23 protein-coding genes (1 of these 23 cut by a window edge) are annotated in these 22,918 nt (G+C 60.4%); 9 read left to right on the top strand and 14 right to left on the bottom strand.

Annotated elements, in window-relative coordinates; genetic code table 11:
• From msrP to ACYZTK_RS19610, 5 genes are all read right to left on the bottom strand, one after another.
• Positions 1-212: the 5' portion of a protein-methionine-sulfoxide reductase catalytic subunit MsrP gene (gene msrP, locus ACYZTK_RS19630; RefSeq protein WP_462011352.1), read on the bottom strand. Its footprint begins 802 nt before the window's first position; only the first 212 of its 1,014 coding nucleotides appear in the window; it begins with the start codon at positions 210-212; its stop codon lies off the left edge, out of view.
• 60 nt (positions 213-272) lie between these two features.
• Positions 273-1,127, bottom strand: a complete 855-nt coding sequence (pssA, locus tag ACYZTK_RS19625) for a CDP-diacylglycerol--serine O-phosphatidyltransferase (RefSeq protein ID WP_462011351.1) — start codon at positions 1,125-1,127, stop codon at positions 273-275.
• Positions 1,128-1,272: 145 nt separating this feature from the next.
• Complete coding sequence (gene ilvC, locus ACYZTK_RS19620) at positions 1,273-2,289, bottom strand: ketol-acid reductoisomerase (protein WP_007948647.1); 1,017 nt, start codon at positions 2,287-2,289, stop codon at positions 1,273-1,275.
• A 48-nt stretch (positions 2,290-2,337) separates the two neighbouring features.
• Entirely contained in the window at positions 2,338-2,829 is a 492-nt protein-coding gene (ilvN, locus tag ACYZTK_RS19615) for an acetolactate synthase small subunit (RefSeq protein WP_003176102.1), read from the bottom strand.
• Positions 2,830-2,831: 2 nt separating this feature from the next.
• Complete coding sequence (locus tag ACYZTK_RS19610; protein WP_462011350.1) at positions 2,832-4,556, bottom strand: acetolactate synthase 3 large subunit; 1,725 nt, start codon at positions 4,554-4,556, stop codon at positions 2,832-2,834.
• A 400-nt stretch (positions 4,557-4,956) separates the two neighbouring features.
• On the opposite strand from ACYZTK_RS19610, the gene ACYZTK_RS19605 reads away from it, so the two are divergent.
• Positions 4,957-5,370 carry a DUF4124 domain-containing protein gene (locus tag ACYZTK_RS19605; RefSeq protein WP_462011349.1) on the top strand — a complete coding sequence of 138 codons (414 nt, stop codon included), beginning with the start codon at positions 4,957-4,959 and terminating at the stop codon, positions 5,368-5,370.
• A 159-nt stretch (positions 5,371-5,529) separates the two neighbouring features.
• On the opposite strand, the gene ACYZTK_RS19600 is transcribed toward ACYZTK_RS19605, so the two are convergent.
• From ACYZTK_RS19600 to mrcB, 3 genes are read right to left on the bottom strand one after another with little or no spacing between them, the layout of a single operon-like run.
• Positions 5,530-5,865 (bottom strand): YqcC family protein, encoded by a 336-nt coding sequence (locus tag ACYZTK_RS19600; RefSeq protein ID WP_462011348.1) that lies wholly within the window; start codon positions 5,863-5,865, stop codon positions 5,530-5,532.
• Positions 5,865-6,602: a tetratricopeptide repeat protein gene (locus ACYZTK_RS19595; protein WP_462011347.1), complete on the bottom strand. Its 738-nt coding sequence runs from the start codon at positions 6,600-6,602 to the stop codon at positions 5,865-5,867. Before ACYZTK_RS19595 ends, ACYZTK_RS19600 begins: the two co-directional genes overlap by 1 nt.
• 16 nt (positions 6,603-6,618) lie before the next feature.
• A complete protein-coding gene (gene mrcB, locus ACYZTK_RS19590) occupies positions 6,619-8,943 on the bottom strand; it encodes a penicillin-binding protein 1B (protein WP_462011346.1) in 2,325 nt (774 codons plus the stop codon).
• A 117-nt stretch (positions 8,944-9,060) separates the two neighbouring features.
• Here mrcB and ACYZTK_RS19585 point away from each other — a divergent pair, with 117 nt between their 5' ends.
• The 3 genes from ACYZTK_RS19585 (at position 9,061) to ACYZTK_RS19575 (ending at position 11,592) form a co-directional block, all read left to right on the top strand.
• Entirely contained in the window at positions 9,061-10,617 is a 1,557-nt protein-coding gene (locus tag ACYZTK_RS19585) for a bifunctional aminoglycoside phosphotransferase/ATP-binding protein (RefSeq protein ID WP_462011345.1), read from the top strand.
• A gap of 90 nt (positions 10,618-10,707) precedes the next feature.
• Positions 10,708-11,052: a pentapeptide repeat-containing protein gene (locus ACYZTK_RS19580; RefSeq protein WP_462011344.1), complete on the top strand. Its 345-nt coding sequence runs from the start codon at positions 10,708-10,710 to the stop codon at positions 11,050-11,052.
• 267 nt (positions 11,053-11,319) lie between these two features.
• Positions 11,320-11,592, top strand: coding sequence for a TfoX/Sxy family protein (locus ACYZTK_RS19575; RefSeq protein WP_007971093.1), 273 nt, complete (start codon positions 11,320-11,322; stop codon positions 11,590-11,592).
• A gap of 248 nt (positions 11,593-11,840) precedes the next feature.
• Here the strand turns inward: ACYZTK_RS19575 and ACYZTK_RS19570 are convergent, their stop codons facing one another.
• Genes ACYZTK_RS19570 through ACYZTK_RS19555 form a run of 4 tightly spaced genes read right to left on the bottom strand, consistent with a single transcriptional unit; the run spans position 11,841 to position 15,411 of the window.
• On the bottom strand, positions 11,841-12,716 hold the full coding sequence (locus ACYZTK_RS19570; RefSeq protein WP_462011343.1) for a ChaN family lipoprotein: 876 nt from the start codon (positions 12,714-12,716) through the stop codon (positions 11,841-11,843).
• Between the two features lie 21 nt (positions 12,717-12,737).
• Entirely contained in the window at positions 12,738-13,505 is a 768-nt protein-coding gene (locus ACYZTK_RS19565; protein ID WP_462011342.1) for a heme ABC transporter ATP-binding protein, read from the bottom strand.
• Positions 13,505-14,488, bottom strand: coding sequence for a FecCD family ABC transporter permease (locus tag ACYZTK_RS19560; protein ID WP_462014936.1), 984 nt, complete (start codon positions 14,486-14,488; stop codon positions 13,505-13,507). The genes ACYZTK_RS19565 and ACYZTK_RS19560 overlap by 1 nt, the downstream gene beginning before the upstream one ends.
• Before the next feature lie 50 nt (positions 14,489-14,538).
• Entirely contained in the window at positions 14,539-15,411 is an 873-nt protein-coding gene (locus tag ACYZTK_RS19555; protein WP_462011341.1) for a heme/hemin ABC transporter substrate-binding protein, read from the bottom strand.
• A 241-nt stretch (positions 15,412-15,652) separates the two neighbouring features.
• Here ACYZTK_RS19555 and ACYZTK_RS19550 point away from each other — a divergent pair, with 241 nt between their 5' ends.
• On the top strand, positions 15,653-15,970 hold the full coding sequence (locus ACYZTK_RS19550; protein ID WP_462011340.1) for a Rieske (2Fe-2S) protein: 318 nt from the start codon (positions 15,653-15,655) through the stop codon (positions 15,968-15,970).
• Here the strand turns inward: ACYZTK_RS19550 and sfsA are convergent.
• Together sfsA and ACYZTK_RS19540 are read right to left on the bottom strand one after the other, a co-directional pair.
• Positions 15,967-16,680 (bottom strand): DNA/RNA nuclease SfsA, encoded by a 714-nt coding sequence (gene sfsA, locus ACYZTK_RS19545; protein WP_462011339.1) that lies wholly within the window; start codon positions 16,678-16,680, stop codon positions 15,967-15,969. The two genes, ACYZTK_RS19550 and sfsA, sit on opposite strands and share 4 nt — an antisense overlap.
• Positions 16,680-17,852 (bottom strand): pyridoxal phosphate-dependent aminotransferase, encoded by a 1,173-nt coding sequence (locus tag ACYZTK_RS19540; protein ID WP_462011338.1) that lies wholly within the window; start codon positions 17,850-17,852, stop codon positions 16,680-16,682. Before ACYZTK_RS19540 ends, sfsA begins: the two co-directional genes overlap by 1 nt.
• 332 nt (positions 17,853-18,184) lie before the next feature.
• Between ACYZTK_RS19540 and dksA the strand changes: the two genes are divergently transcribed.
• The 4 genes from dksA (at position 18,185) to ACYZTK_RS19520 (ending at position 22,907) form a co-directional block, all read left to right on the top strand.
• Entirely contained in the window at positions 18,185-18,625 is a 441-nt protein-coding gene (gene dksA / locus ACYZTK_RS19535; protein WP_045059401.1) for an RNA polymerase-binding protein DksA, read from the top strand.
• Positions 18,626-18,827: 202 nt separating this feature from the next.
• Positions 18,828-19,715, top strand: a complete 888-nt coding sequence (gene gluQRS / locus ACYZTK_RS19530) for a tRNA glutamyl-Q(34) synthetase GluQRS (RefSeq protein ID WP_462011337.1) — start codon at positions 18,828-18,830, stop codon at positions 19,713-19,715.
• A 77-nt stretch (positions 19,716-19,792) separates the two neighbouring features.
• Positions 19,793-19,969, top strand: coding sequence for a hypothetical protein (locus tag ACYZTK_RS19525; RefSeq protein WP_003176118.1), 177 nt, complete (start codon positions 19,793-19,795; stop codon positions 19,967-19,969).
• Positions 19,953-22,907 carry a sensor histidine kinase gene (locus ACYZTK_RS19520; RefSeq protein WP_462011336.1) on the top strand — a complete coding sequence of 985 codons (2,955 nt, stop codon included), beginning with the start codon at positions 19,953-19,955 and terminating at the stop codon, positions 22,905-22,907. Before ACYZTK_RS19525 ends, ACYZTK_RS19520 begins: the two co-directional genes overlap by 17 nt.
• The last annotated feature ends 11 nt before the right edge of the window (positions 22,908-22,918 follow it).

Genomic DNA, 22,918 nt, shown 5'->3' with positions numbered 1-22,918 from the left:
GCGGGAAGTTTCTCGGAGAACCAGGAAGGTGCCTTGCCAGGCTCGACATCGGCATAACGTGTCGCCTCATCGGCACCCGCCCAACGCGGAAGGCTGCCGACAGCCAATCCGGCGACGGCAGCACCCAGAACGTTACGTCGAGAAAAATACAGGGATTCAGGTGTGACGTTCGACTCATGACAGTCAGACGCCCGGGGGATCTTGATCAGCATGACTACTCCGCAGCTTTGGAGGACAGATGCACCAACTTAGTCTGCGGAGTATGAGTGATATCAGGCCTTTTTGTTCCGGCGAAGTCGTAACAGATATTGCACCGGACCAGAGGCTGCATAGGCGAGGAACACCAGCAGGAGGATGCGCGGCGGATCACTGAACACCACAGCGAACACCAGTACCACGGCCAGGATGGCCACGAACGGGACACGCCCCTTCAAGTCCAGCTCCTTGAAGCTGTTGTACTTGATGTTGCTGACCATCAGCATGCCCGCCGCCGCCACCATCAGCGCCACCAGGAACGACATCCGGGAGCCCTGGATGCCGTAGTCGCTGAACGCCCAGACAATGCCGGCGACCACACCCGCAGCTGCCGGACTGGCAAGCCCGATGAAGTAGCGCTTGTCTGCGGTACCGACTTGCGTATTGAAGCGCGCCAGACGCAGCGCCGCTCCCGCCACATAGATGAAGGCAACCATCCAGCCGACCTTACCCATGTCACCCAGGGCCCAGCCGAATGCCAGCAGTGCCGGGGCGACGCCGAAGGCAACCATGTCCGACAGCGAGTCGTACTCGGCGCCAAACGCGCTTTGGGTGTTGGTCATGCGAGCCACACGACCATCGAGACCGTCGAGCACCATGGCAACGAAAATCGCGATGGCGGCGAAGGCGAAGTACTTGCTCGCGCCGACTGAGTCACCGGCACTCGCGGCCGCCTGGGCGCTCATCGAGTTGATGATGGAATAGAACCCCGCGAACAGGTTCGCGGTGGTGAACAGATTCGGCAGAAGATAGATACCACGATGCCGGACTTTACGGCCTTCAGCGTCATGCCCTTCTTCGATGTGCTCATCGATGGGCAGCAGGCTTTCGGCGTCAGAGGCCTGGTTTGGCTCTTCGGGACGTTCGCTCATGGACAATACCTTGCAACAGGGTGGAAAAGTTTCGACAGGCGCCTGGGACGAGGGTTCGGCCACAAACGATGCAGCTTTATACCAGAACCGGCCGCCCAAACGAAAAAACGCGGCCTAGGCCGCGTTTTCGGTACAAGTGCGCGACTTAGTTTTTGGCTTTGTCGACGATCTTGTTGGCACCGATCCACGGCATCATGGAGCGCAGTTGCTCGCCGATGATTTCGATACCGTGAGCGGCGTTGTTACGACGCTTGGCGGTCATCGAAGGATAACCGGTAGCGCCTTCGCTGATGAACATCTTGGCGTATTCGCCGTCCTGAATACGTTTCAGGGCGTTGCGCATGGCCTGACGGGATTCGGCGTTGATGACTTCCGGGCCGGTCACGTACTCACCGTACTCGGCGTTGTTGGAGATCGAGTAGTTCATGTTGGCGATACCGCCTTCGTACATGAGGTCAACGATCAGCTTCAGTTCGTGCAGGCACTCGAAGTAGGCCATTTCTGGCGCGTAGCCAGCTTCAACCAGGGTTTCGAAACCGGCTTTAACCAGCTCAACGGTACCGCCACACAGGACGGCTTGCTCGCCGAAGAGGTCGGTTTCAGTCTCGTCCTTGAAGGTAGTTTCGATAATGCCGGTACGACCACCGCCAACGCCAGCAGCGTAGGACAGCGCAACGTTCTTGGCGTTGCCGGAAGCGTCCTGGTAGATAGCGATCAGGTCAGGGATGCCGCCGCCTTTGACGAACTCGGAGCGCACGGTGTGGCCCGGTGCTTTCGGCGCGATCATGATCACGTCGAGGTCAGCGCGCGGAACTACCTGGTTGTAGTGGATCGCGAAACCGTGGGAGAAGGCCAGGGTGGCGCCTTTTTTGATGTTCGGCTCGATTTCGTTCTTGTACAGCGCGGACTGGAACTCGTCCGGGGTCAGGATCATGACCAGGTCGGCAGCAGCAACAGCGGAAGCAACGTCAGTCACTTTCAAGCCGTGGGCTTCAGCCTTGGCAACAGTGGCCGAGCCTTTACGCAGGCCGACAGTCACGTCTACGCCGGAGTCTTTCAGGTTGCACGCTTGAGCGTGGCCCTGGGAACCGTAACCGATGATGGCAACTTTCTTGCCCTGGATGATCGACAGGTCGCAGTCTTTTTCGTAATAAACTTTCATGAAATTCCCCTATATATCCAGGCCGTTCAGGCCATTCACTAATTTGGTTTAGATGCTGAGTACTTTGTCGCCGCGAGCAATGCCGGTTACGCCGCTACGGACGGTTTCCAGGATCGATGCGGTGCCGATGGACTGAATGAAGCTGTCGAGCTTGTCGCTGGTACCGGTCAACTGAACGGTATACACGCTGGCGCTGACGTCGACGATCTGTCCACGGTAAATATCGGTGGTGCGTTTGATCTCGGCGCGCTGGGCGCCAGTGGCCTTGACCTTGACCAGCATCAGTTCGCGCTCGATGTGCGCACTCTCCGACAGGTCGACCAGTTTTACCACTTCGATCAGTTTGTTCAGGTTCTTGGTGATCTGCTCGATGACTTCGTCATGGCCAACGGTGGTCAGCGTCAGACGCGACAAGGTCGGGTCTTCGGTCGGGGCCACAGTCAGGCTTTCGATGTTGTAGTTGCGCTGCGAGAACAGGCCGACTACACGAGACAGAGCGCCAGGTTCGTTTTCCAGAAGCAAGGAAATAATGTGTCGCATGATTACGTACGCTCCGTCTTGCTCAGCCACATATCGCGCATGGAGCCGTCTTTGATCTGCATCGGGTAGACGTGCTCGCTGGTATCAACCGAAACATCGATGATCACCAGACGATCTTTCATGGCGAAGGCTTCTTCCATCTTCGACTTCAAATCTTTCGATTCGGTGATGCGCACGCCGACGTGACCATAGGCCTCTGCCAGCTTGACGAAGTCAGGCAACGATTCCATGTACGAGTGCGAGTGACGGCTGCCATAACTCATGTCCTGCCACTGGCGAACCATGCCCAGCACACCGTTGTTGAGGATGACGATCTTCACCGGCAAACCGTACTGCAGGCAGGTGGAGAGCTCCTGGATGTTCATCTGGATGCTGCCTTCGCCGGTGACGCAAACAACATCGGCATCCGGGAAGCTCAACTTGATGCCCATGGCCGCCGGAAAACCGAAGCCCATGGTGCCCAGGCCACCGGAGTTGATCCAACGGTTTGGTTTGTTGAACTTGTAGTACTGCGCAGCGAACATCTGGTGCTGGCCCACGTCGGAAGCAACATAGGCATCGCCCTTGGTCACTTCGCACAGGGTCTCAACCACGGTCTGCGGCTTGATGACGCTGCCGTCGCCCTTGTCGTAAGGGAACAGGCCGCGATCACCGCGCCATTCATCCACCTGCTTCCACCAGCTGGCAACGGACTCCTTGTTCGGGGTCTCGCCGATTTCCTTGAGGATCGCGACCATTTCGGTCAGGACGCTTTCCACCGGACCAACGATAGGCACGTCGGCCTTGATGGTCTTGGAGATCGAAGCCGGGTCGATGTCGATGTGGATGATCTTGGCGTTCGGGCAGAACTTCGCCGGGCCGTTGATCACACGGTCATCGAAACGCGCGCCGACTGCCAGGATCACATCGGCATGGTGCATCGCCAGGTTGGCGGTGTAGCTGCCGTGCATGCCGAGCATGCCGATGAACTGACGGTCGGTGCCGGGGTAGGCACCCAGGCCCATCAGGGTATTGGTCACTGGCAGGTTGAGCATTTTTGCCAGTTCGGTCAGCGGCGCGGAGCCACCACCGAGGATCACGCCGCCGCCGGCGTACATCACCGGACGCTTGGCCGCCAGGAGCATTTCTGCAGCCTTGCGGATTTGCCCCGAGTGACCGCGAACGGCCGGGCTGTAGGAACGCAGCTTGGCTTTTTTCGGAAAGATGTATTCAAACTTCTCGGCCGGGTTGGTCATATCTTTCGGGATATCGACAACGACCGGACCAGGACGACCGGATTGCGCCAGGTAGAACGCTTTCTTCATGACTTCCGGGATTTCCGACGCGTGCTTGATCATGAAGCTGTGCTTCACGATCGGCCGGGAGATACCGATCATGTCGGTTTCCTGGAACGCATCGGTACCTACCATGGTGCTAGGCACCTGACCGGAAATGATCACCATCGGAATGGAGTCCATGTAGGCCGTGGCAATACCGGTGATGGCGTTGGTTGCGCCCGGGCCGGAAGTTACCAGTACCACGCCGGCTTTACCGGTGGCACGGGCATAGCCGTCGGCCATATGGGTCGCAGCCTGCTCGTGACGAACCAGGATGTGAGTCACTTCCGGTTCTTTGAACAGGGCATCGTAGACATGAAGAAGAGCACCACCCGGGTACCCGTAGATGTACTTGACGCCTTCGTCACGCAAAAAGCGGACGAGCATCTCACCGCCAGATAAAAGCTCCACGTTGTTCACCTCTAAAACGCCAGAATACCGCCCACATGCAAGAGGACGGGTCTTAATAGGTTTACTTCTCAGCAGAGCATGAGCGACGGTGGTCGCCGACTACGTCAGCACTGACTGAGCAAGTATTGGGATCGTCCCAAGTGTTGCGGGACTTTCCCACCCAGCGCGAGGTAACGCGTTGCGGGTGTAACAGGTCGGCGCGGATGTGCGCCTCATGATCTGCCGAGTGGGCCTGCTTCTGGCAGTCCCTCTACAGCGGACTTTGGATTCTTCTGTTTCGTCCCCTGCAAGTCAAGTCGTCAATGTGCTTTATTGAAGTAAGCGCATGAGAAAGCAAGAAAAAACCGCTAAACAGCAACTGTGTTAGCTTCGATTGCGCAACTCATGGCAAGGAAATGGCATGCGAACTTTACTGATGGTCGGTCTGCTGGTCAGTCCCTGGTGCCTGGCCGGTCAGATCTACAAATGGGTTGACGCCCAGGGCGTGACGCACTTTGATGCTCAGCCCCCTCAGGGCCAGGAGGCGACAACAGTGGTAACGCCATCGGTGCCTGCAGGCAAACCGGCCTCCGCAGCACGCAGCAACGTGATCGGCGATCAGCAGGCGATCGACAAATCGGTGAAACAACAAGTCGCCGAGCAGCAGGCTCAGCTGAAGGTGTTCTGCGAACAGGCGCGGACGAACCTTGCCCAGCTGCAGAACAATCCGAGACTACGAGAGGATGTTGAAGGTGAGATGCGCCGCCTGACCGATCAACAGCGTCAGGAGCGCATAAGCGAAACTCAGAAGCAGATAGGCGATAACTGCCAGTAACGATTCCATTGCCTGTAGGAGCAAAGCTTGCTCGCGATTGCTGTGTGACATTCAACAGAGGTGCTGAATGTTCAACCTCATCGCGAGCAAGCTTTGCTCCCACAGGTGCAGTACAGGTGCAGTAGAGGCGCGCAGTACCAGTCCAGATAATGTGTCGGGTCAACCAGCCGCTGTGATCAGCAGGTCAAACTCCTTGAGCAGCACCTGCAATTGCCGGTCCCTGCCCTGCACATTGCGGGCAGCGAAGACCATCTCGGCCATTTCCTGAATACCCGATGCATTGGGCAAGGGCAGATCCTGCTCGAGGATTATCTTCATCCGCGGCAGGAAGATCCATTGCAGCCACTGCTCGAAATCCAGCGTGTCGACCGAGAACGGCTCGACGCTGGAAAGCGCTTCAGTCGAAGGCGAGACTTCATCCCACCAACCCTGAACGCGCAACTCGCGCTCGATCAACAGCAGTTGTTCGGCGATCTTTGGAAACCGTGCGTCCATCACAGCGAAACCTTGGCCTTCTGCCGGGCCAGCGCCGCGCCTGCAGAATCACCCTGCTTGTCGCGAGCCTGGGCGATCAGGTTCCACAGGCTGGCCTGCAGATCCGGACGACCGTTAGCCATGGTCAGGCCACGACGGGCAAACTGCTCGGCCTGGGCCGCATCACCCTGGGCCATGCGCACCTGGGCCAGACGATAAAGCACCTGCGGCTCACGCGGAGCAACCCGCTGGGCGCGCTCGAGGCTCGACGACGCACCATTGAGGTCACCGCCGGCCTGTTGCTGCTGGGCAGTGGTCAACAGCGCGAGCACCGGACCGTCCAGTTGCTCATCGGCGGACAACCCACCGCCAGTGCTGGCCGAAGGAATTCCGCTCGGCGTCGACGGCATGCTGTAGCTGCCCTGATTGATCGGCGCCGACTGCACGGGCGCTGTATTGATCGGACCTGGCGTAATCGGGCCCGGGGTAATCGGCGAAGTGCTGATCGGTGCCGAAGCCACCGCACCGCCGCCTGGCACCATCACCACCACGCCCGTGTCACCTTGCGGGATCGCCTGGGGCTGGGCCTGCACTGGACGCTTGACCGTCGTCTGGCGGAAACCGCCATTGGCCTGGACTCGTTCGCTGTTGGAAACGGCGCTGCCGGAATCAACTACCGGAATGGACCCGCGCTGCACGGTGGAGCAACCGCTGAGCAAAGCCACGGCGGTAACCGCTGGAATCAACCACTTGTTCACTTGAAACCCTCTTTGCTTAATTCATCCAGCCCTTGACCCAATCCATCACGGTTTCGCCGGAAGCAGGGCTTTCGCCACCGCAAGCGGCACCGGGAGGCGGTTCGCTGCCGCGAATATACGGCATCTGCACGGCACCTGGGCAACCGGCATCAGAACCCTGACCGGTGCGTGAATCGACCCAGGCCTGAACAATGTTGTCGGGTTGCGGCATGTCCAGCGGCAACGGATCGGCCTTGCGCATGAAACTGGACCAGACTTGCAGCGCACCAGTGGCCCCGGTAAACGGCGTCTTGCCGTTGTCATCGCGACCCAGCCACACCACGGCCAGCAAGTCCTGGCTGAAACCGGCGAACCAGCTGTCGCGCGAGTCGTTACTGGTACCGGTCTTGCCGGCCAGGGTCAGGGTTTTCGGCAGCACGTTATAGACCGAGCTACCGGTACCTTCACGCATGACCCGCTGCATGGCGCTCTGGATCAGATAGATGGACGCCGGATCAAACCGCTGCTCGATCTGGAACGGGTAACGCTTGAGCGGCTCGCCTTCGGCGGTCAACACACTGCGAATTCCGCGCATCGGCGTATTGAAGCCGCCGTTGGCCAAGGTTTGATACATGGTAGCCACTTCGATCGGAGTCAAGCCACCCGCGCCCAGCAACATCGACGGGAATGCCGGAAACTCGCGAGTCACGCCGAGCCGCGCCAGCGTCTTCAGTACGTTTGGCACACCAACCGCCAACCCGAGACGCGCGGTGGACAGGTTGTAGGAATGCGCCAGGCCCTGATAGAGGAACACCGTGCCATGGGACCGGCGATCATAGTTCTGCGGCTTCCAGACCTGACCGTCCGCGCCCTTCACCGAGAACGCGTCATCCGACAGCCAACTGGTGAGCGTGTACTGGCTCGGTTTTTCCAGGGCGGTCAGGTAAACCGCCGGCTTGATCAGCGAGCCGATCGGGCGCACGGCATCCAGTGCGCGGTTGAACCCGGCAAAACCTGCCTGGCGACTGCCGATCATGGCCTGGACTTCACCGGTTTCCGGGTTGGTCACGACCATTGCCGCTTCAACCTCGTCGGAACCCTTGCGCCCGGACAGGCGTTTGAATGTGTCATTTACCGAGGCTTCGGCTTTCATCTGCAGGATCGGATCAAAGCTGGTGAAGATCCGCAGGCCTTCTTCGGTCAAGTCTTCGTCGCGATAGTCCTGGCGCAGCTGACGCTTGACCAGATCGAGGAAGCCCGGGAACGAGCTGTCGGCCAGCTTGCCGCGAGTGGTCACACCCAGTGGCAATTTCTTCGCCGCCGCGACCTGCTCGGCACTGGCAACGCCCTGCTCCTGAAGGACATCCAGCACCAGATTGCGTCGCTCGAGCGCACGTTCTGGGTTACGTCGCGGGTTGTAATAGGACGGGCCCTTGACCATGCCCACCAGCAAGGCCACCTGATGCAGTTTCAGCTCGGACAACGGCTGGCCAAAGAAGAACTGGCTGGCCAGTCCGAAACCGTGCACCGCACGCTGGCCATCCTGACCGACGAACACTTCATTGAGGTAAGCCTCAAGAATCTCGCGCTTGTCGTAATGCAACTCCAAGAGCATCGCCATCATGGCTTCGGTGAGCTTGCGGGTCAGGCTGCGCTCGCTGGTCAGGTAGAAGTTCTTGACCAGTTGTTGCGTCAGCGTACTGCCGCCCTGAGTCATCCGGCCGCCGGAAGTGTTGACCCACACGGCCCGGGCAATCGACTTCGGTGACACCCCCCAATGGCTATAGAAGTCCCGGTCTTCAACGGCAACCAGGGTTTCCAGCAAATACGGAGGAACCTGATCGATCTTGATCAGGATGCGGTCTTCAAGATTTTTCGGGTAAATCCCGCCGATCAGCAGCGGCTCAAGACGCACCACGGACAGCTTCGAGCCATTGGTGGCCGACAGCTCGGCCACGTAGTCGCCGGAGAATCGCACACGCACCGGCTGGGCTGTTTCCATGCCTTCATAGAACTGGAAGCCACGGGTATTCAAGTCAACGGTATTGCCATTGACCGCCGCCGCGCCGGGACCATTGCTCACGGCCTCGCGCCGGTAGCCCAGGGCGTCCAGTTCGGTGAGAAAGTCTTCCTTGCTCAGCTTCTGCCCGGTGAACAGTTCGAGCGGGCGTGCATAGACCTTGGCCGGTATGGTCCAGCGCTTGCCGGAGAACTTCTCCTGGACAATGGCATCAAGGTAAACCGCGAATCCGGCGAGCACCACAAGGCCGACCAGACTGAGTTTAAGGGCCCAGCCCAGCCACGGGCGCAGGCCCCTGGAAGGTGGTTTTTTTGGAGTGCGGGGGGATCGAGTACGAGTCATGGCGGCGGATTATACGCACTTTATTCATACTCAACAGGAGGCCTCCGAGGTTTGCGTCGAGCGGACTTGCGGCCATAATGGCGACCGTGAATTTTCCCAGACTCTGAAGGATCGCCTGTGAGCCAGTCCCTGATCGCTGCCCTGCAAAACCCGGCCCTCTACCCGCATCCCGTAGACGGATTCCAGGTCATCGAGACCCACATTTCCTGGGTCCTGCTCACCGGCCCTTTTGCTTATAAAGTGAAGAAACCGGTGAATTTCGGCTTTCTCGACTTCACCGGCCTGGATGCCCGCGAGCATTTCTGTGGCGAAGAACTGCGCCTGAACCAGCGCCTTACCAATGATTTGTATCTTGAGGTGTTGCCGATTACTGGCAGCGCAGATGCTCCGCAACTGGGTGGCGACGGCCCGGCCATCGAATTCGTGCTGAAAATGCGCCAGTTCCCGCAAGCCAACCTGCTCAGCACCTTGCAAGCCAATGGCGAATTGACCACCGCGCACATCGACGAGATGGCCGCGCAGATCGCTCAATTCCACCTCAATGCGCCAAAAGTCCCGGCCGACCACGAAGCCGGTACTCCGGACGCCGTGATGGCACCGGTGAGCCAGAACTTCGAGCAGATCCGCCCATTCCTCAGCGACAAGGCCGACCTGCTGCAACTCGACGCCCTGCAAGCCTGGGCCGAAAGCAGCTTCGAACGCCTCAAGCCACTGCTGGCCCAGCGCAAGGCCGACGGCTTCACCCGCGAATGTCACGGTGATATTCACCTGGGCAACGCCACCCTGATCGATGGCAAAGTGGTGATTTTCGACTGCATCGAATTCAACGAACTGTTCCGCTTCACCGACGTCTATGCCGACACCGGCTTTCTCGCAATGGACCTGGAAGATCGCGGCCTGAAGAGCCTGGCGCGCCGTTTCATCAGCCAATATCTGGAGCTGACCGGCGATTATCAGGGCCTGGAGCTGCTGAATTTCTACAAAGCCTACCGCGCCCTGGTTCGCGCCAAGGTCACCCTGTTCAGCATGCCGGCCGCCGCCGACCCTGTGCAACGCGCCACCGCCCTGCGCCAATACCGCAACTACGCCAACCTGGCGGAAAGCTACAGCACCATCCCCTCGCGCTTCATGGCCATCACCCACGGCGTCTCCGCCGTTGGCAAAAGTCGTGTGGCGATGCGCCTGGTTGAAGCATTGGGCGCCATCCGCCTGCGCTCCGATGTCGAGCGCAAGCGCCTGTTCGGGGAGCAGACGGTTGCCAATGATCCGCAGGCCGGCATCTACAGCGCCGAAGCCAGCACTGCGACCTACGCCCGACTGCATGAAATAGCTGATGTGATCCTGCGTGCCGGCTTCCCGGTGGTGGTCGACGCCACGTACCTCAAGCGCGAGCAACGCGATGGCGCGGCAAAAATTGCCGAGGCTACCGGTGCGCCGTTCCTGATCCTCGATTGCAACGCTCCGCAAGCCGTGATCGAGACCTGGCTGGCTCTGCGCCAGGCGGATAAAACCGACCCGTCCGACGCGACCCTGGCGGTTATCGAAGCCCAGCAAGCCAATCGTGAAGCACTGACGCCGGCAGAGATTCTCTGCAGTAAACGTGTGCAGACCAATGAAAGCGGGACTCTGGATACAGTCGTTGCGCAAATACGCCAACGCTTGCCAGGGCTGTAGGAAGTATTTCTGCCGTGCGGTAGGCTCCGGCCGCACGGCAGCCCGATAGTGGCACTATACTGGCGTCATAAAACCAACAGGTGATGTGACATGAGCCAGCCCAGACTTCTCGACTCCCCGCTCTATGCCTTGCTGCACAAGGACGACATCACAGGCTTCAATAGCGAACGTCCCCAGGACGGTGTCATCGACATGGTCGGTGGCGACTTCCGCGGCCTCGACCTGCGCGAACTGAATGCCCAAGGAGTGGACTTCAGCGACGCCTATTTCCGCTCCGCCGACCTGCGCGGCATCGACTTTCGCCAATCATCCCTGGAAGGCGCGAGCCTGGCTCACGCACAGATTTCCGGCGCCTACTTCCCGCCTGAACTGAGCGCAGACGAAATCCTGATGTCGATGAACTTCGGGACCCGACTGCGTTATCGCACCCGCTGAACATCCAGACCCCGTAGCAGCTGGCGAAGCCTGCGTTCGGCTGCGCAGCAGTCGCCACCCAATCGGCGAGCGCTGCGCACTCGAACGCAGCCTCGCAGGCTCGGCAGCTGCTACAAACCGTGTCAAGCGCCCCTGCCGTCTCCGCCCTTGCGTGACTTCTTAGAAGCATTCGCCCTTAAACCGACCAAACAATCACGCTTTTCCTACTGATGGCTACACTCCTGAGAAGCTTGCTCACGCTCCATTCGGCCGTCGCAAGGAGGCTTGATGAATGATGAACTGCAGCACCTGAAAAACCTTGGCAAGACGTCGGCGCAGTGGCTGCATGCCGTGGGCATCCACAGCGCCTCGGACTTGCGTCGCCTCGGCGCGGTGGACGCCTATCGAGCCGTGCGCACGCGCGGGTTTCGGGCGTCCAAGGTGTTGTTGTATGCAATCGAAGGCGCGTTGATGGATGTGCACTGGAATGACATTCCTGCCGAGCGCAAAGAAGCGCTGAACAAACAGCTGGAAGCCATTTCTTCACGCCACAAGAATTGACCGTTCTCGCCTCACACGCCTAAGAGCCTTTGACAACGGGACTTTCAAGCGGATTTGAAATTAACGAAAAATCAGCTGTTGACATGGTAATGAGAATCGCTATGATTATCACAACTGGTCGCGAGACTGGTCGATATTTGAACAGCCCTTGGTTCGGACTCTCAGATATCTCCTCATCAGGCTAATCACGGTTATTTGACCCGGCTCTTGCCGGGTCTTTTTTTGCCCGTCGAAAAGCACCAGCAGGTTCACTTCGTACGCTTGCGCCCTAACTGCTTACGCATCTGCTTACAATAATCCGGCGCCTTCACCGCAGGCGTATACCAGACGTAATCCGCCATGGCCGCCGTGACCTCGCTGCCCTGCTGGGCCAGAATCAGCACTGTCGGCGCCTCCTCTGCCCCCAGATCAAGCACATGGATCGGCACCCCAACGTCTTTGCGCGCATGGAAGGCGCCAGCGAACAGCACAGCAGGTTCAGGCGCAGCGAGCAGGCGTTCGGCCATGCGCCGGTCGCGTTGTTGCTGGACTGCCAGCATGGCCGGCATTTGCTTCTTTGGCAGCAGACCGCAATGGGACTCGCTGACCTGCTTCAGCAGTTCCTCTTTCACATCTGCTGCATTGGTCCGCGAACCGCTCGGGGCTGCAGGATGGGCATACGCCGCCCGAACCTCCAGTGGGTCAAGGTTGGCGGCGAGCAGCGGATAGGGTTGGGTCAGGGCGAACCGCACGATCGGCTCATACAGGTTCCAGTCCCACCCCTCTTGCCAGACCAAAGAATCGCGCAAGTCTGCTGGGGGTGTCGCGGCCTGGTGGACCTGATCGACATGCGGCTGCTGGTCTGGCGTGAGCATTTCGAGCAGCAGACTGCCCTGGGGCCTTTGGTCGCCCAATGATCGCAGCAACCACAATTGCAAGGCGTGGTGATCGCGGTTGTCATGCTGCTCGCCGACGATCAGCCGCGCAGGCCTGGCCAGTTGCTCGAGCAGTTGCTGCGCAGTCAGCACCTGACCGCTGCGCAGGTCGCGGATCTCCCCGGCTATCGGCGGCGGCTCCGCTACGGGTGGCGGAGCATGCGCACAGCCCCCCAGCAGCAACACAACCAGAATCATTAATGCACGCATGACTACTCTCCCGAATCAGAATCAACGAGCAATGATCAGCGGATGCCCTCGCTCCGGGTGCCTCTGCACCAGCACCTCAAGCCCGAACACGGCCTTCAGCGGCTCCGGACGCAGCACCTGCTCGGGCGTATCCAGCGCTACCGGACGGCCGCCTTCGAGCAGCAGCAGGCGATCACAATAACGCGCTGCCAGGTTCAGATCATGCAGAATCACCAACACCGCCGCGCCCCGATCGGCGAATTCGCGCACGGCTTGCAACGTGGTGTGCTGGTGCAGCGGATCGAGCATCGAGGTCGGCTCGTCGAGCAACAGGGTTTGCCCTGCTTCTCCCGGCCATAACTGCGCCAGCACTCGCGCCAGATGCACCCGCTGACGTTCGCCCCCGGACAAGGCCAGGTAACTGCGCCCGTTCAAATGACCAGCGTCAGCAGCGTGCAAGGCGGCGGCGATGATTTCGTCGTCGCGCACTCGACCGGTTTGATAGGGCAGTCGGCCCATGCCGACCACTTCTTCCACGCGAAAGGCAAAGTCCAGAGTCGACACTTGCGGCAACACTGCCAGCCGCTGGGCCCGCTGGGCGCCGGTGCACTGATTCAACTCAAGATCATCAAGCCAGACGCTGCCGTGATCAGCCTTCAACTCGCCGCACAGAGCCCCCAGCAAAGTGCTCTTGCCGGCGCCATTGGGGCCCAGCACGCCGAGTATTTCTCCGGGTTTGAGTTCGAGCGTGATGTCCGTCAGAACCGTCTTGCTGCCCCGACGGATTTGCAGATTCTGCGTGCGCAGCATCAGACACGCCTCCGGACCAGTAGAAACAGAAAGAACGGGGCGCCGATAAACGCCGTGACAATCCCGATCGGCAGCTCGGCGGGCGCCAGGGCCAGACGCGCGACCAGATCGGCGAACAACAGCAGGCTCGCCCCGGCCAATATCGAAGCCGGTAACAGCACTCGATGATCGGGACCGGCAAGCAGGCGCACCAGGTGCGGCACCACCAACCCGACAAAACCGATCATGCCCGCCGCCGCGACCGCCGCGCCCACGCCCAGGGCCGTGCAGAACACCAGCTCGCGCTTGAGCTTTTCGACGTCGATGCCCAGGTGCCCGGCTTCAGACTCGCCCAGCAGCAGCGCATTCAACGCCCTCGCCCTGCGCGGCAACCACAGCGCCACGCCGATACTGATCAGCAGCAACGGCCATAGGCGCGAATAACTGGCGCCGTTCAGGCTGCCCAGGTTCCAGAAAGTCAGTGTGCGCAGGGTCGCGTCATCTGCCATATAAGTGAAGAGCCCGACAGCCGAGCCCGCCAGCGCGGTGAGCGCAATACCCGCCAGCAGCATGGTGGCGACGTTGGTCTGACCGTTGCGCCTGCCGAGTCGATAGACCAGCGCGGTCACCCCAAGTCCTCCGAGAAATGCGCAAAGCGATAACAGATAGGGGCCGAAAGCTTCCGGCAGCCCGCCAAACGCCGAGCCGCCGACAATCGCGACTGCGGCACCGAGCGCCGCGCCGCTGGAAACCCCCACCAGCCCCGGATCGGCCAGCGGGTTACGGAACAAACCCTGCATCGCCACGCCCGACAGCGCCAACACCCCGCCCACAGCCAGCCCCAGCAAGGTTCGCGGCAGGCGAATCTGGCCCAGGATCAATTCGGCCTGCTCCAGCCCGTCAGGCGCGATGGGCAGGCCGATCAGGCGCAACGCGGCGCGCAAGGTATCGATCAACGGCAAGCTGACCGGTCCGAGCGCCAATGACAACCAGATGGCCAACAGACACAACAGGCTCAGGCCGATAAACAGGGCTCGGGGTTTGACCAGCACGGTCATTGGGGGGAGATGCCGGGGTAGAAACCTTCAGACAGTTTCTTCAGCGCGTCGGGCAAGCGCGGCCCCAGCCCGCCCACCAGCAAGGTCGGATCCAGCTGGATGACCCGACCCTCCTTGGCGGCACGGGTCGAGGACAGAATCGGGTTTTCCCTGAACAGCGCTGCACGGGCTTCTTCACCGGTCAGCACCCGATCAGCGAAGACCAGTACTTGCGGATTCAGGCTGGCGAGCGCTTCGACAGAAAACGGTTTGTAACCCGTGTGCGTCGCCAGATTGTGCCCGCCAGCCTGGTGCAGCAACCAGTCGGCGGCGGTGTCCTTGCCGGCAATCAACGGCTTGCCGCCGGCATGGCCGACCAGCAACAGCACGCCGGGTGCTTTTTCCTTGAGCTGCGCCTGCGTTACCCGGGCCTGTTGCGCATCGAGTTGCTCGCGGTAGGCCTGAAACGCCTGGCTGGCCTGCTGCTCGGCCCCCAGCAACTTGCCCAAGTGCTGCAAATTACCCTGCAATGCCTCCAGGTCGGGCTGGGCCGAAAAGAGCTCAACCTGCACCCCCGCAGTGCGTACTTGAGACAAGACCGGCGGCGGCCCCATTTCCTCGGTACCCACGAGGATCTGCGGGCGCAGGCTTAAAATGCCCTCCGCCGACAGCTGGCGCTGGTAGCCAATGCTCGGCAAGGACGTGAGCGCTTGCGGGTGCTGGCTGGTGGTGTCGACCCCAACTAGCTTGGACTCACCACCCAGCGCGCTGACCCATTCCGACAAGGCGCCACCGGCGCTGACCCACCGCTGAGGCAGCTCGGTTGCTGCAGCGTGATGGCTGACGACAAGTCCAATACAGAGCGCAGCAACGCGGGTACTCAAGCGCATAAACAGCTTTCCTTAGAGGATTTTCCGAGTCCGACTGGCAAGCCAGGCAATCTCGTCACCCATGAAGAGTTCGTGAGCGCGCCGCCATTTGATAATTGTTTGCATTTGCGCGTCAAGGTGAGAAATCTCCTACATCGCAGCAAGATGTTGCTCAAACGCGTGCACAATAACCTGCATACCTGACAGATAAATCGGCGATTTCACTCGCTGCTGTGCACGCCGTCAGCACTTGAGGATAGTCATGAAGTTTTTCTGCGCAGGCGCCGAACTGCCTGACAACAGCAGCCGCGGCCTGGAAATTGAAGGTCGCAAACTGTTTGCCGTACGCCGCGAGGGACGGGTCTACGTCTACATCAATCGCTGCCCACACCGAGGCGTAGGGCTGGAATGGCAACCAGACCAGTTTCTCGATGGCAGCAACAGCCTCATCCAGTGCGCGACCCACGGCGCCCTGTTCCTGATCGAGGACGGTGAATGCGTCGCGGGCCCGTGCGCCGGGCAATCCCTGACGTCGGTGCCCTGCCGGGAAGACGATCAAGGGATCTGGATCAGCATCTAGGCGTCGAGCAACACGTCCAGCCGCCGATCGACCAGCATCTCCTCATGACTCAAGCGCACCCCGTAGGCCAACACTTCTACCCCACAGGCCACGGCTTCGCGCAAAGCATCAGCGTAGGCCGAATCGATTTCACGAGCGGGACGCACTGCCTCGATCCCGCTCAGGTTCACGCAATACAACTGCACCGCACGAATACCGTCCCGGGCCAGGTGGGCCAGTTCGCGCAAATGCTTGGCCCCGCGCTGGGTCACCGCATCGGGAAACGCTGCCACCGCAGAACCATCGAAACCCAGCGTCACACTTTTGACTTCGACATAGGCCGGCCCACCTGGATAGTTCAGGCGGAAATCGATGCGGCTGCTTTCCTGACCGTACGCCACTTCACGCTTGAGCTCGGTGAAGCCGTTCAACTCGGTGATGACACCAGCCCGTAGCGCTTCCTCGATCAGCCCGTTGGCGCGCCCGGTGTTCACACAGAACAGCCGTCCCTGTGGCGTTTCGCCGATTTCCCAGGTGCCGGGCAACTTGCGCTTCGGATCATTCGAGCGACTGAACCAGACCTGACCGCCCTCCACCTGGCAATTGAGCATCGAGCCGGTGTTGGGGCAGTGGATGGTCAACAATTCGCCGTTTACCGTTTCGACATCAGCCAGAAAACGCTTGTAGCGACGAATCAGGCGGCCTTCTTCGAGGGGAGGATGAAAGCGCATCAGCCTTGCCAGCTCCGCAGACCGCGGGCAATTCGCTCGACCGCTTCCTGCAGGCGCGCAAGATTCTGCGTGTAGGCGAAGCGCACATGATGCCCGGCCTGGTAGCGGCCGAAATCCAATCCAGGGGTAATCGCCACATGTTCGGTTTCGAGGAAATGCCGGCAGAACGCGAAAGCATCGCCGCCGAACTTGCTGATATCGGCGTACAAGTAGAAAGCACCCTCCGGCTCCACCGCGATGCCGAAACCCAGTTCTCGCAGAGCTGGCAGCAGGAAATCACGACGGCGACCAAATTCGGCGCGCCGCTCTTCGAGGATGCTGATAGTGGCAGGTTCGAAACACGCCAGGGCGGCGTACTGGGCCATGCTCGGGGCACTGATGTAGAGGTTCTGGGCGAGTTTTTCCAGTTCGCCGACTGCCGCCTCCGGCGCCACCAGCCAACCAAGTCGCCAGCCGGTCATGCCGAAATACTTTGAAAAACTATTTAAGACGAAGGCGCTGTCGTCCACTTCCAGCACGCTGGCGGCATCTGTCCCATAGGTCAGTCCATGGTAGATCTCGTCCACCACCAGATGACCGTGTCGCGCCTTGATCGCGCTGGACAGGTCCGCCAGCTCGTCGCGGGTCAGAATGGTCCCGGTCGGATTGGCGGGCGATGCCACCAGTGCGCCGACGCTGTCGTGATCCCAATGACGCGCCACCAGATCCGGGGTCAATTGGTAGCGCACCTCCGGCCCCACCGGCACCAATTGCGCCGCACCTTCCACCAGCCGCAGAAAATGTCGGTTACACGGATACCCCGGATCCGCCAGCAGCCAGTGCTTGCCGGGGTCCACCAGCAGAGCGCTGGCCAGCAACAGGGCACCTGAGCCGCCCGGGGTGATCAGGATCCGCCGCGGGTCGATATTCAACCCGTAGCGCTGCTGATAGAAACCCGAAATAGCCTCGCGCAGTTCGGGAATGCCCCGGGCGGCGGTGTAGCGGGTCTTGCCCGCAGTGAGTGCGGCCTGGCCGGCCTGGATGATCGGCTCAGCCGTAGTGAAGTCCGGCTCGCCGATTTCCAGATGGATCACGTCGTGGCCTGCGGCCTGCAATTCATTGGCGCGCGCCAACAGGGCCATGACGTGAAACGGTTCGATCGCGCGGCTGCGGGCACTGTAGGACTGAGCCATCGGCCTTCCTTCAACAGGGAAAAGAACTGATTCTACCCAAGCACAGGAACGAGCGAGAACCTAAAGCGGTCAGACCTTCATAACTCTGGTCCCAATCCTCTCAGGCGTGTGTCCCAGGTTTGACTAAAATCAATATTTGATCAGGTCTCCAGCACCACCAGACAAGGCTTTGCAATCATTTGCCAGGCCATTGAGCCACTACCTCGACATCCGGGAGTAGCGCGGCCCGATTTGATCTGGTAAGTTCGCCCGCTTGCAGCCGCAGGGCCGGCAGGTGTCGGTGATGGAGCAATCCTGCGCAATGGATTACAAGAGTAGAGGCGGTCCATTTCATGCCCACCCAAGCAAAGCAGCAAAACCAGTCGATCAGCGGCTTCGAACCCTACCAGGCAGTAAAGGGCGAGGAGTACATGGGCAAGCCCATGCGCGCTCACTTCACCAAGATCCTGAACAAGTGGAAACAGGACTTGATGCAGGAAGTCGACCGTACGGTTGATCACATGAAAGACGAAGCGGCCAACTTCCCGGACCCGGCAGATCGTGCCAGCCAGGAAGAAGAATTCAGCCTCGAATTGCGCGCCCGTGATCGCGAGCGCAAGTTGATCAAGAAGATCGACAAGACTCTGCAATTGATCGAAGACGAAGAATATGGCTGGTGCGAGTCTTGCGGCGTCGAAATTGGCGTCAAGCGACTGGAAGCCCGCCCTACCGCCGACATGTGCGTTGACTGCAAGACCCTGGCGGAAATCAAGGAAAAACAAGTCGGCAAGTAATTGCGATTTGGATAAAGAACGGAGCGTGCGAACGCTCCGTTTTTGTTTCTGATATTTGCCTGCGAGCAACCCGTGTGGGAGCGGGCTTGCTCGCGAAGGGGCCATCCGATCCGACATCAATGTCGCCTGACACGCCGCCTTCGCGAGCAAGCCCGCTCCCACAGGGGGCACTGTTTAAGCCTGGAAATGTGACATCGTTCTTATGACTGCCTCCACCTACACCGGCCGCTTCGCCCCCACTCCCAGTGGTCACCTTCATTTCGGTTCGCTTGTGGCGGCGCTGGCGTCGTACCTCGACGCGCGCTCGGTGGGCGGGCGCTGGCTGATGCGCATGGAAGATCTGGACCCGCCTCGGGAAGAACCCGGCGCCCAGGCAGCGATTCTGAACGCGCTGGAAAGCTATGGCTTTGAATGGGACGGTGCCGTAGTGCGCCAGAGTGCGCGCCACGAGGCGTACGCCGTGGTGCTCAATCGTCTGTTCAACCACGGTCTGGCCTACGCCTGTACCTGCTCGCGCAAACAACTCGAACCCTATCACGGGATTTATCCAGGCCTGTGCCGCAATGCGGGCCATGGCAGCGACGACGCAGCCATTCGCCTGCGGGTTCCCGAGCTGGAATACCACTTCATCGACCGGGTACAAGGTGAATATCGTCAGCACCTGGGCCGTGAGGCCGGCGATTTCGTAATCCGGCGCCGCGACGGGCTCTACGCCTATCAACTGGCTGTGGTGCTGGACGACGCCTGGCAAGGCATCACCGATATCGTCCGTGGCGCTGACCTCCTCGACTCCACGCCGCGCCAGCTTTACCTGCAGGAATTGCTCGGCCTGGCGCAACCGCGGTACCTGCACATCCCGCTTATCACCCAGCCCGATGGCAACAAGCTCGGCAAATCCTACCGCTCCCCGCCGCTGACCGCAGACCAGGCAACGCCTTTGTTGCTGCGGGCGTTGCGGGCACTTGGGCAAAATCCAGGTGCGGAGCTGGCTTACGCCACCCCACGGGAACTGCTGAACTGGGGCATCGCCCATTGGGATGCACTCAAGATCCCGCGCACACTGCACCTGCCCGAGGCGCAACTGCAGTGATGGCGCTTGCAGTCGCGCCGCCATCCGTTACCATCGCCGCACGTTTTCGGGCACGCGCATAAAAAAGAGAGGCCGGGATGTACATCTATCGCTTGGTCCTGCTTCTGGTAGTGGGCATTTACCTGTTCTCCCCGGCCATCATGGATTGGTGGATCGACGCCACTGGCGCCTGGTATCGCCCTTATCTGCTCTGGCTGATTCTGATCGTTGTGACCTTCATCCTGCAGAGCCAAAAAGATGCCGATGAGCTTTAGCCTGACCCAGATGATCCTGATCAGTGCCGCATATCTCGCGGTGTTGTTCGGCGTAGCCTGGATCAGCGAACGGGGCATGATTCCCCGGGCGATCATTCGCCATCCGTTGACCTACACCCTGTCGCTGGGGGTCTACGCCAGTGCCTGGGCGTTTTACGGCACAGTCGGCCTGGCCTATCAGTACGGCTACGGATTCCTTTCCAGCTACCTCGGGGTTTCCGGCGCGTTCCTGCTGGCACCGGTGCTGCTCTACCCGATCCTGAAAATCACCCGCACTTATCAGCTGTCGTCACTGGCCGACTTGTTTGCGTTTCGCTTCCGCAGCACCTGGGCCGGCGCACTGACCACCATCTTCATGCTGATCGGCGTGCTGCCGTTGCTGGCGCTGCAGATCCAGGCGGTGGCCGACTCCATCGGCATCCTGACCCGCGAGCCGGTGCAGCATCGAGTGGCCTTGAGCTTCTGCGCGCTGATCACCCTGTTCACGATTTTCTTCGGTTCACGTCACATTGCCACCCGCGAGAAGCATGAAGGGCTGGTGTTCGCCATCGCCTTCGAGTCGGTGATCAAGCTGATCGCGATTGGCGGCGTTGGCCTGTACGCGCTGTATGGAGTGTTCGACGGTCCGCAGCAGCTTGAACTGTGGCTGCTGCAAAACCAGACCGCCCTCGCCGCCCTGCACACGCCGTTGCAGGAAGGTCCGTGGCGCACCCTGCTGCTGGTGTTCTTCGCCTCGGCCATCGTGATGCCGCACATGTATCACATGACCTTTACCGAAAACCTCAATCCGCGATCTCTGGTCAGCGCCAGCTGGGGCCTGCCGCTGTTCCTGCTATTGATGAGCCTGGCGGTGCCGCTGATTCTCTGGGCCGGGCTGAAGCTTGGCGCTACGACTAACCCGGAATACTTCACGCTGGGCATCGGCATCGCCGCCAACAGCAAGGCGCTGGCATTACTGGCGTATGTCGGCGGACTTTCTGCGGCCAGCGGCCTGATCATCGTCACCACCCTAGCCTTGTCCGGGATGGCGCTGAACCACCTGGTGTTGCCGCTCTACCAGCCGCCAGCCGAAGGCAACATCTATCGCTGGCTGAAGTGGACCCGTCGGGCCCTGATCGTCGCAATCATCATGGCCGGCTACGGTTTCTACCTGCTGCTCGGCGCCGAGCAGGACCTGGCCAACCTCGGCATCGTCGCGTTCGTTGCCACCCTGCAATTCCTGCCTGGGGTACTGTCGGTGCTGTACTGGCCGACCGCCAACCGTCGCGGCTTTATCGCCGGCTTGCTCGCGGGAATCCTGGTGTGGCTGGTGACCATGTTGTTGCCGCTGGTCGGCAATCTGCAGGGCTTCTACATTCCGCTGCTGAACATGATCTACGTGCTGGATGACACCAGCTGGCACATGGCGGCGATCGCCTCGCTGGCAGCCAACGTACTGATGTTCACCCTGATTTCGCTGTTCACCAATGCCAGCCCGGAAGAGGCAAGCGCCGCAGAAGCCTGCGCCGTGGACAACGTGCGCCGCCCGCAGCGCCGCGAATTGCACGCCGCCTCGCCCCAGGAATTCGCCACGCAACTGGCCAAGCCCTTGGGCGCCAAGGCCGCGCAGAAGGAAGTCGAGCAAGCCCTGCGCGACCTCTATCTGCCTTTCGACGAGCGCCGGCCGTACGCCTTGCGCCGCCTGCGGGACCGGATCGAAGCCAACCTCTCCGGCCTGATGGGGCCGAGCGTCGCCCAGGACATGGTCGAAACCTTCCTGCCTTATAAGGCCGGCGGGGAAAACTATGTCACTGAAGACATCCACTTCATTGAAAGCCGCCTCGAGGATTACCACTCACGCCTCACCGGGCTGGCCGCAGAACTGGATGCCCTGCGCCGCTACCACCGCCAGACCCTGCAGGAATTGCCGATGGGCGTCTGCTCCCTGGCCAAGGATCAGGAGATCCTGATGTGGAACAAGGCCATGGAAGAGCTGACCGGAATCGCCGCGCAACGTGTGGTCGGCTCGCGCCTGAGCACCATCGCCGATCCCTGGAAAGAACTGCTGCAAGGCTTTATCAACCTGCCGGACGAGCACCTGCACAAGCAGCACCTGGCGCTGGATGGCCAGACTCGCTGGCTGAACCTGCACAAAGCCGCGATCGACGAGCCATTGGCACCGGGCAACAGCGGCCTGGTACTGCTGGTGGAAGATCTCACCGAAACCCAGATGCTCGAAGACAAGCTGGTGCACTCCGAGCGCCTTGCGAGCATCGGTCGCCTGGCCGCCGGTGTCGCCCACGAAATCGGCAACCCGATCACCGGCATCGCCTGCCTGGCGCAGAACCTGCGCGAGGAACGTGAAGACGATGGCGAGCTGAAGGAGATCAGTGGGCAGATTCTCGAACAGACCAAACGTGTGTCGCGCATCGTTCAGTCATTGATGAGTTTCGCCCACGCGGGCAGTCATCAGCACAGTGACGAGCCCGTCTGTCTGGCCGAAGTGGCCCAGGACGCGATCGGTTTGCTCGCGCTGAACCGGCGCAATTTCGAGGTGCAGTTCTACAACCTGTGCGACCCCGATCATTGGGTCGAAGGTGACCCCCAGCGCCTTGCTCAAGTTTTGATCAATCTGCTCTCAAACGCCCGCGACGCCTCGCCTCCCGGCAGTGCCGTACGGGTCAAGAGCGAAGCCGGCGAACACACGGTCGACCTGATCGTGGAAGACGAAGGCAGCGGTATTCCTTCGAGCATCATGGACCGATTGTTCGAACCCTTCTTCACCACCAAGGACCCTGGCGAAGGCACCGGTCTGGGCCTTGCACTGGTCTATTCCATCGTTGAAGAGCATTATGGACAAATCACCATCGACAGCCCGGCTGATGTTCAAAGCCAACGCGGCACCCGTATCCGGGTGACCTTGCCGCGTCATGTCGAAGCGACGTCCGCTGTGAACTGAGACCGTCGAGA

It is taken from the genome of Pseudomonas sp. LB3P31 (genome assembly GCF_054897945.1).
The sequence above is the reverse complement of the archived record's forward strand: the minus strand, read 5'-3'. Positions and strand labels throughout refer to the sequence as shown.

Excerpts from the sequence above, each read along its gene's own strand:
- pssA (WP_462011351.1), bottom strand. The coding sequence starts at position 1,127 with ATGAGCGAACGTCCCGAAGAGCCAAACCAGGCCTCTGACGCCGAAAGC.
- ilvC (WP_007948647.1), bottom strand. The coding sequence starts at position 2,289 with ATGAAAGTTTATTACGAAAAAGACTGCGACCTGTCGATCATCCAGGGC.
- ilvN (WP_003176102.1), bottom strand. The coding sequence starts at position 2,829 with ATGCGACACATTATTTCCTTGCTTCTGGAAAACGAACCTGGCGCTCTG.
- ACYZTK_RS19605 (WP_462011349.1), top strand. The coding sequence starts at position 4,957 with ATGCGAACTTTACTGATGGTCGGTCTGCTGGTCAGTCCCTGGTGCCTG.
- ACYZTK_RS19600 (WP_462011348.1), bottom strand. The coding sequence starts at position 5,865 with ATGGACGCACGGTTTCCAAAGATCGCCGAACAACTGCTGTTGATCGAG.
- mrcB (WP_462011346.1), bottom strand. The coding sequence starts at position 8,943 with ATGACTCGTACTCGATCCCCCCGCACTCCAAAAAAACCACCTTCCAGG.
- ACYZTK_RS19580 (WP_462011344.1), top strand. The coding sequence starts at position 10,708 with ATGAGCCAGCCCAGACTTCTCGACTCCCCGCTCTATGCCTTGCTGCAC.
- ACYZTK_RS19575 (WP_007971093.1), top strand. The coding sequence starts at position 11,320 with ATGAATGATGAACTGCAGCACCTGAAAAACCTTGGCAAGACGTCGGCG.
- ACYZTK_RS19570 (WP_462011343.1), bottom strand. The coding sequence starts at position 12,716 with ATGCGTGCATTAATGATTCTGGTTGTGTTGCTGCTGGGGGGCTGTGCG.
- ACYZTK_RS19565 (WP_462011342.1), bottom strand. The coding sequence starts at position 13,505 with ATGCTGCGCACGCAGAATCTGCAAATCCGTCGGGGCAGCAAGACGGTT.
- ACYZTK_RS19555 (WP_462011341.1), bottom strand. The coding sequence starts at position 15,411 with ATGCGCTTGAGTACCCGCGTTGCTGCGCTCTGTATTGGACTTGTCGTC.
- ACYZTK_RS19550 (WP_462011340.1), top strand. The coding sequence starts at position 15,653 with ATGAAGTTTTTCTGCGCAGGCGCCGAACTGCCTGACAACAGCAGCCGC.
- sfsA (WP_462011339.1), bottom strand. The coding sequence starts at position 16,680 with ATGCGCTTTCATCCTCCCCTCGAAGAAGGCCGCCTGATTCGTCGCTAC.
- ACYZTK_RS19540 (WP_462011338.1), bottom strand. The coding sequence starts at position 17,852 with ATGGCTCAGTCCTACAGTGCCCGCAGCCGCGCGATCGAACCGTTTCAC.
- dksA (WP_045059401.1), top strand. The coding sequence starts at position 18,185 with ATGCCCACCCAAGCAAAGCAGCAAAACCAGTCGATCAGCGGCTTCGAA.
- gluQRS (WP_462011337.1), top strand. The coding sequence starts at position 18,828 with ATGACTGCCTCCACCTACACCGGCCGCTTCGCCCCCACTCCCAGTGGT.
- ACYZTK_RS19525 (WP_003176118.1), top strand. The coding sequence starts at position 19,793 with ATGTACATCTATCGCTTGGTCCTGCTTCTGGTAGTGGGCATTTACCTG.
- ACYZTK_RS19520 (WP_462011336.1), top strand. The coding sequence starts at position 19,953 with ATGCCGATGAGCTTTAGCCTGACCCAGATGATCCTGATCAGTGCCGCA.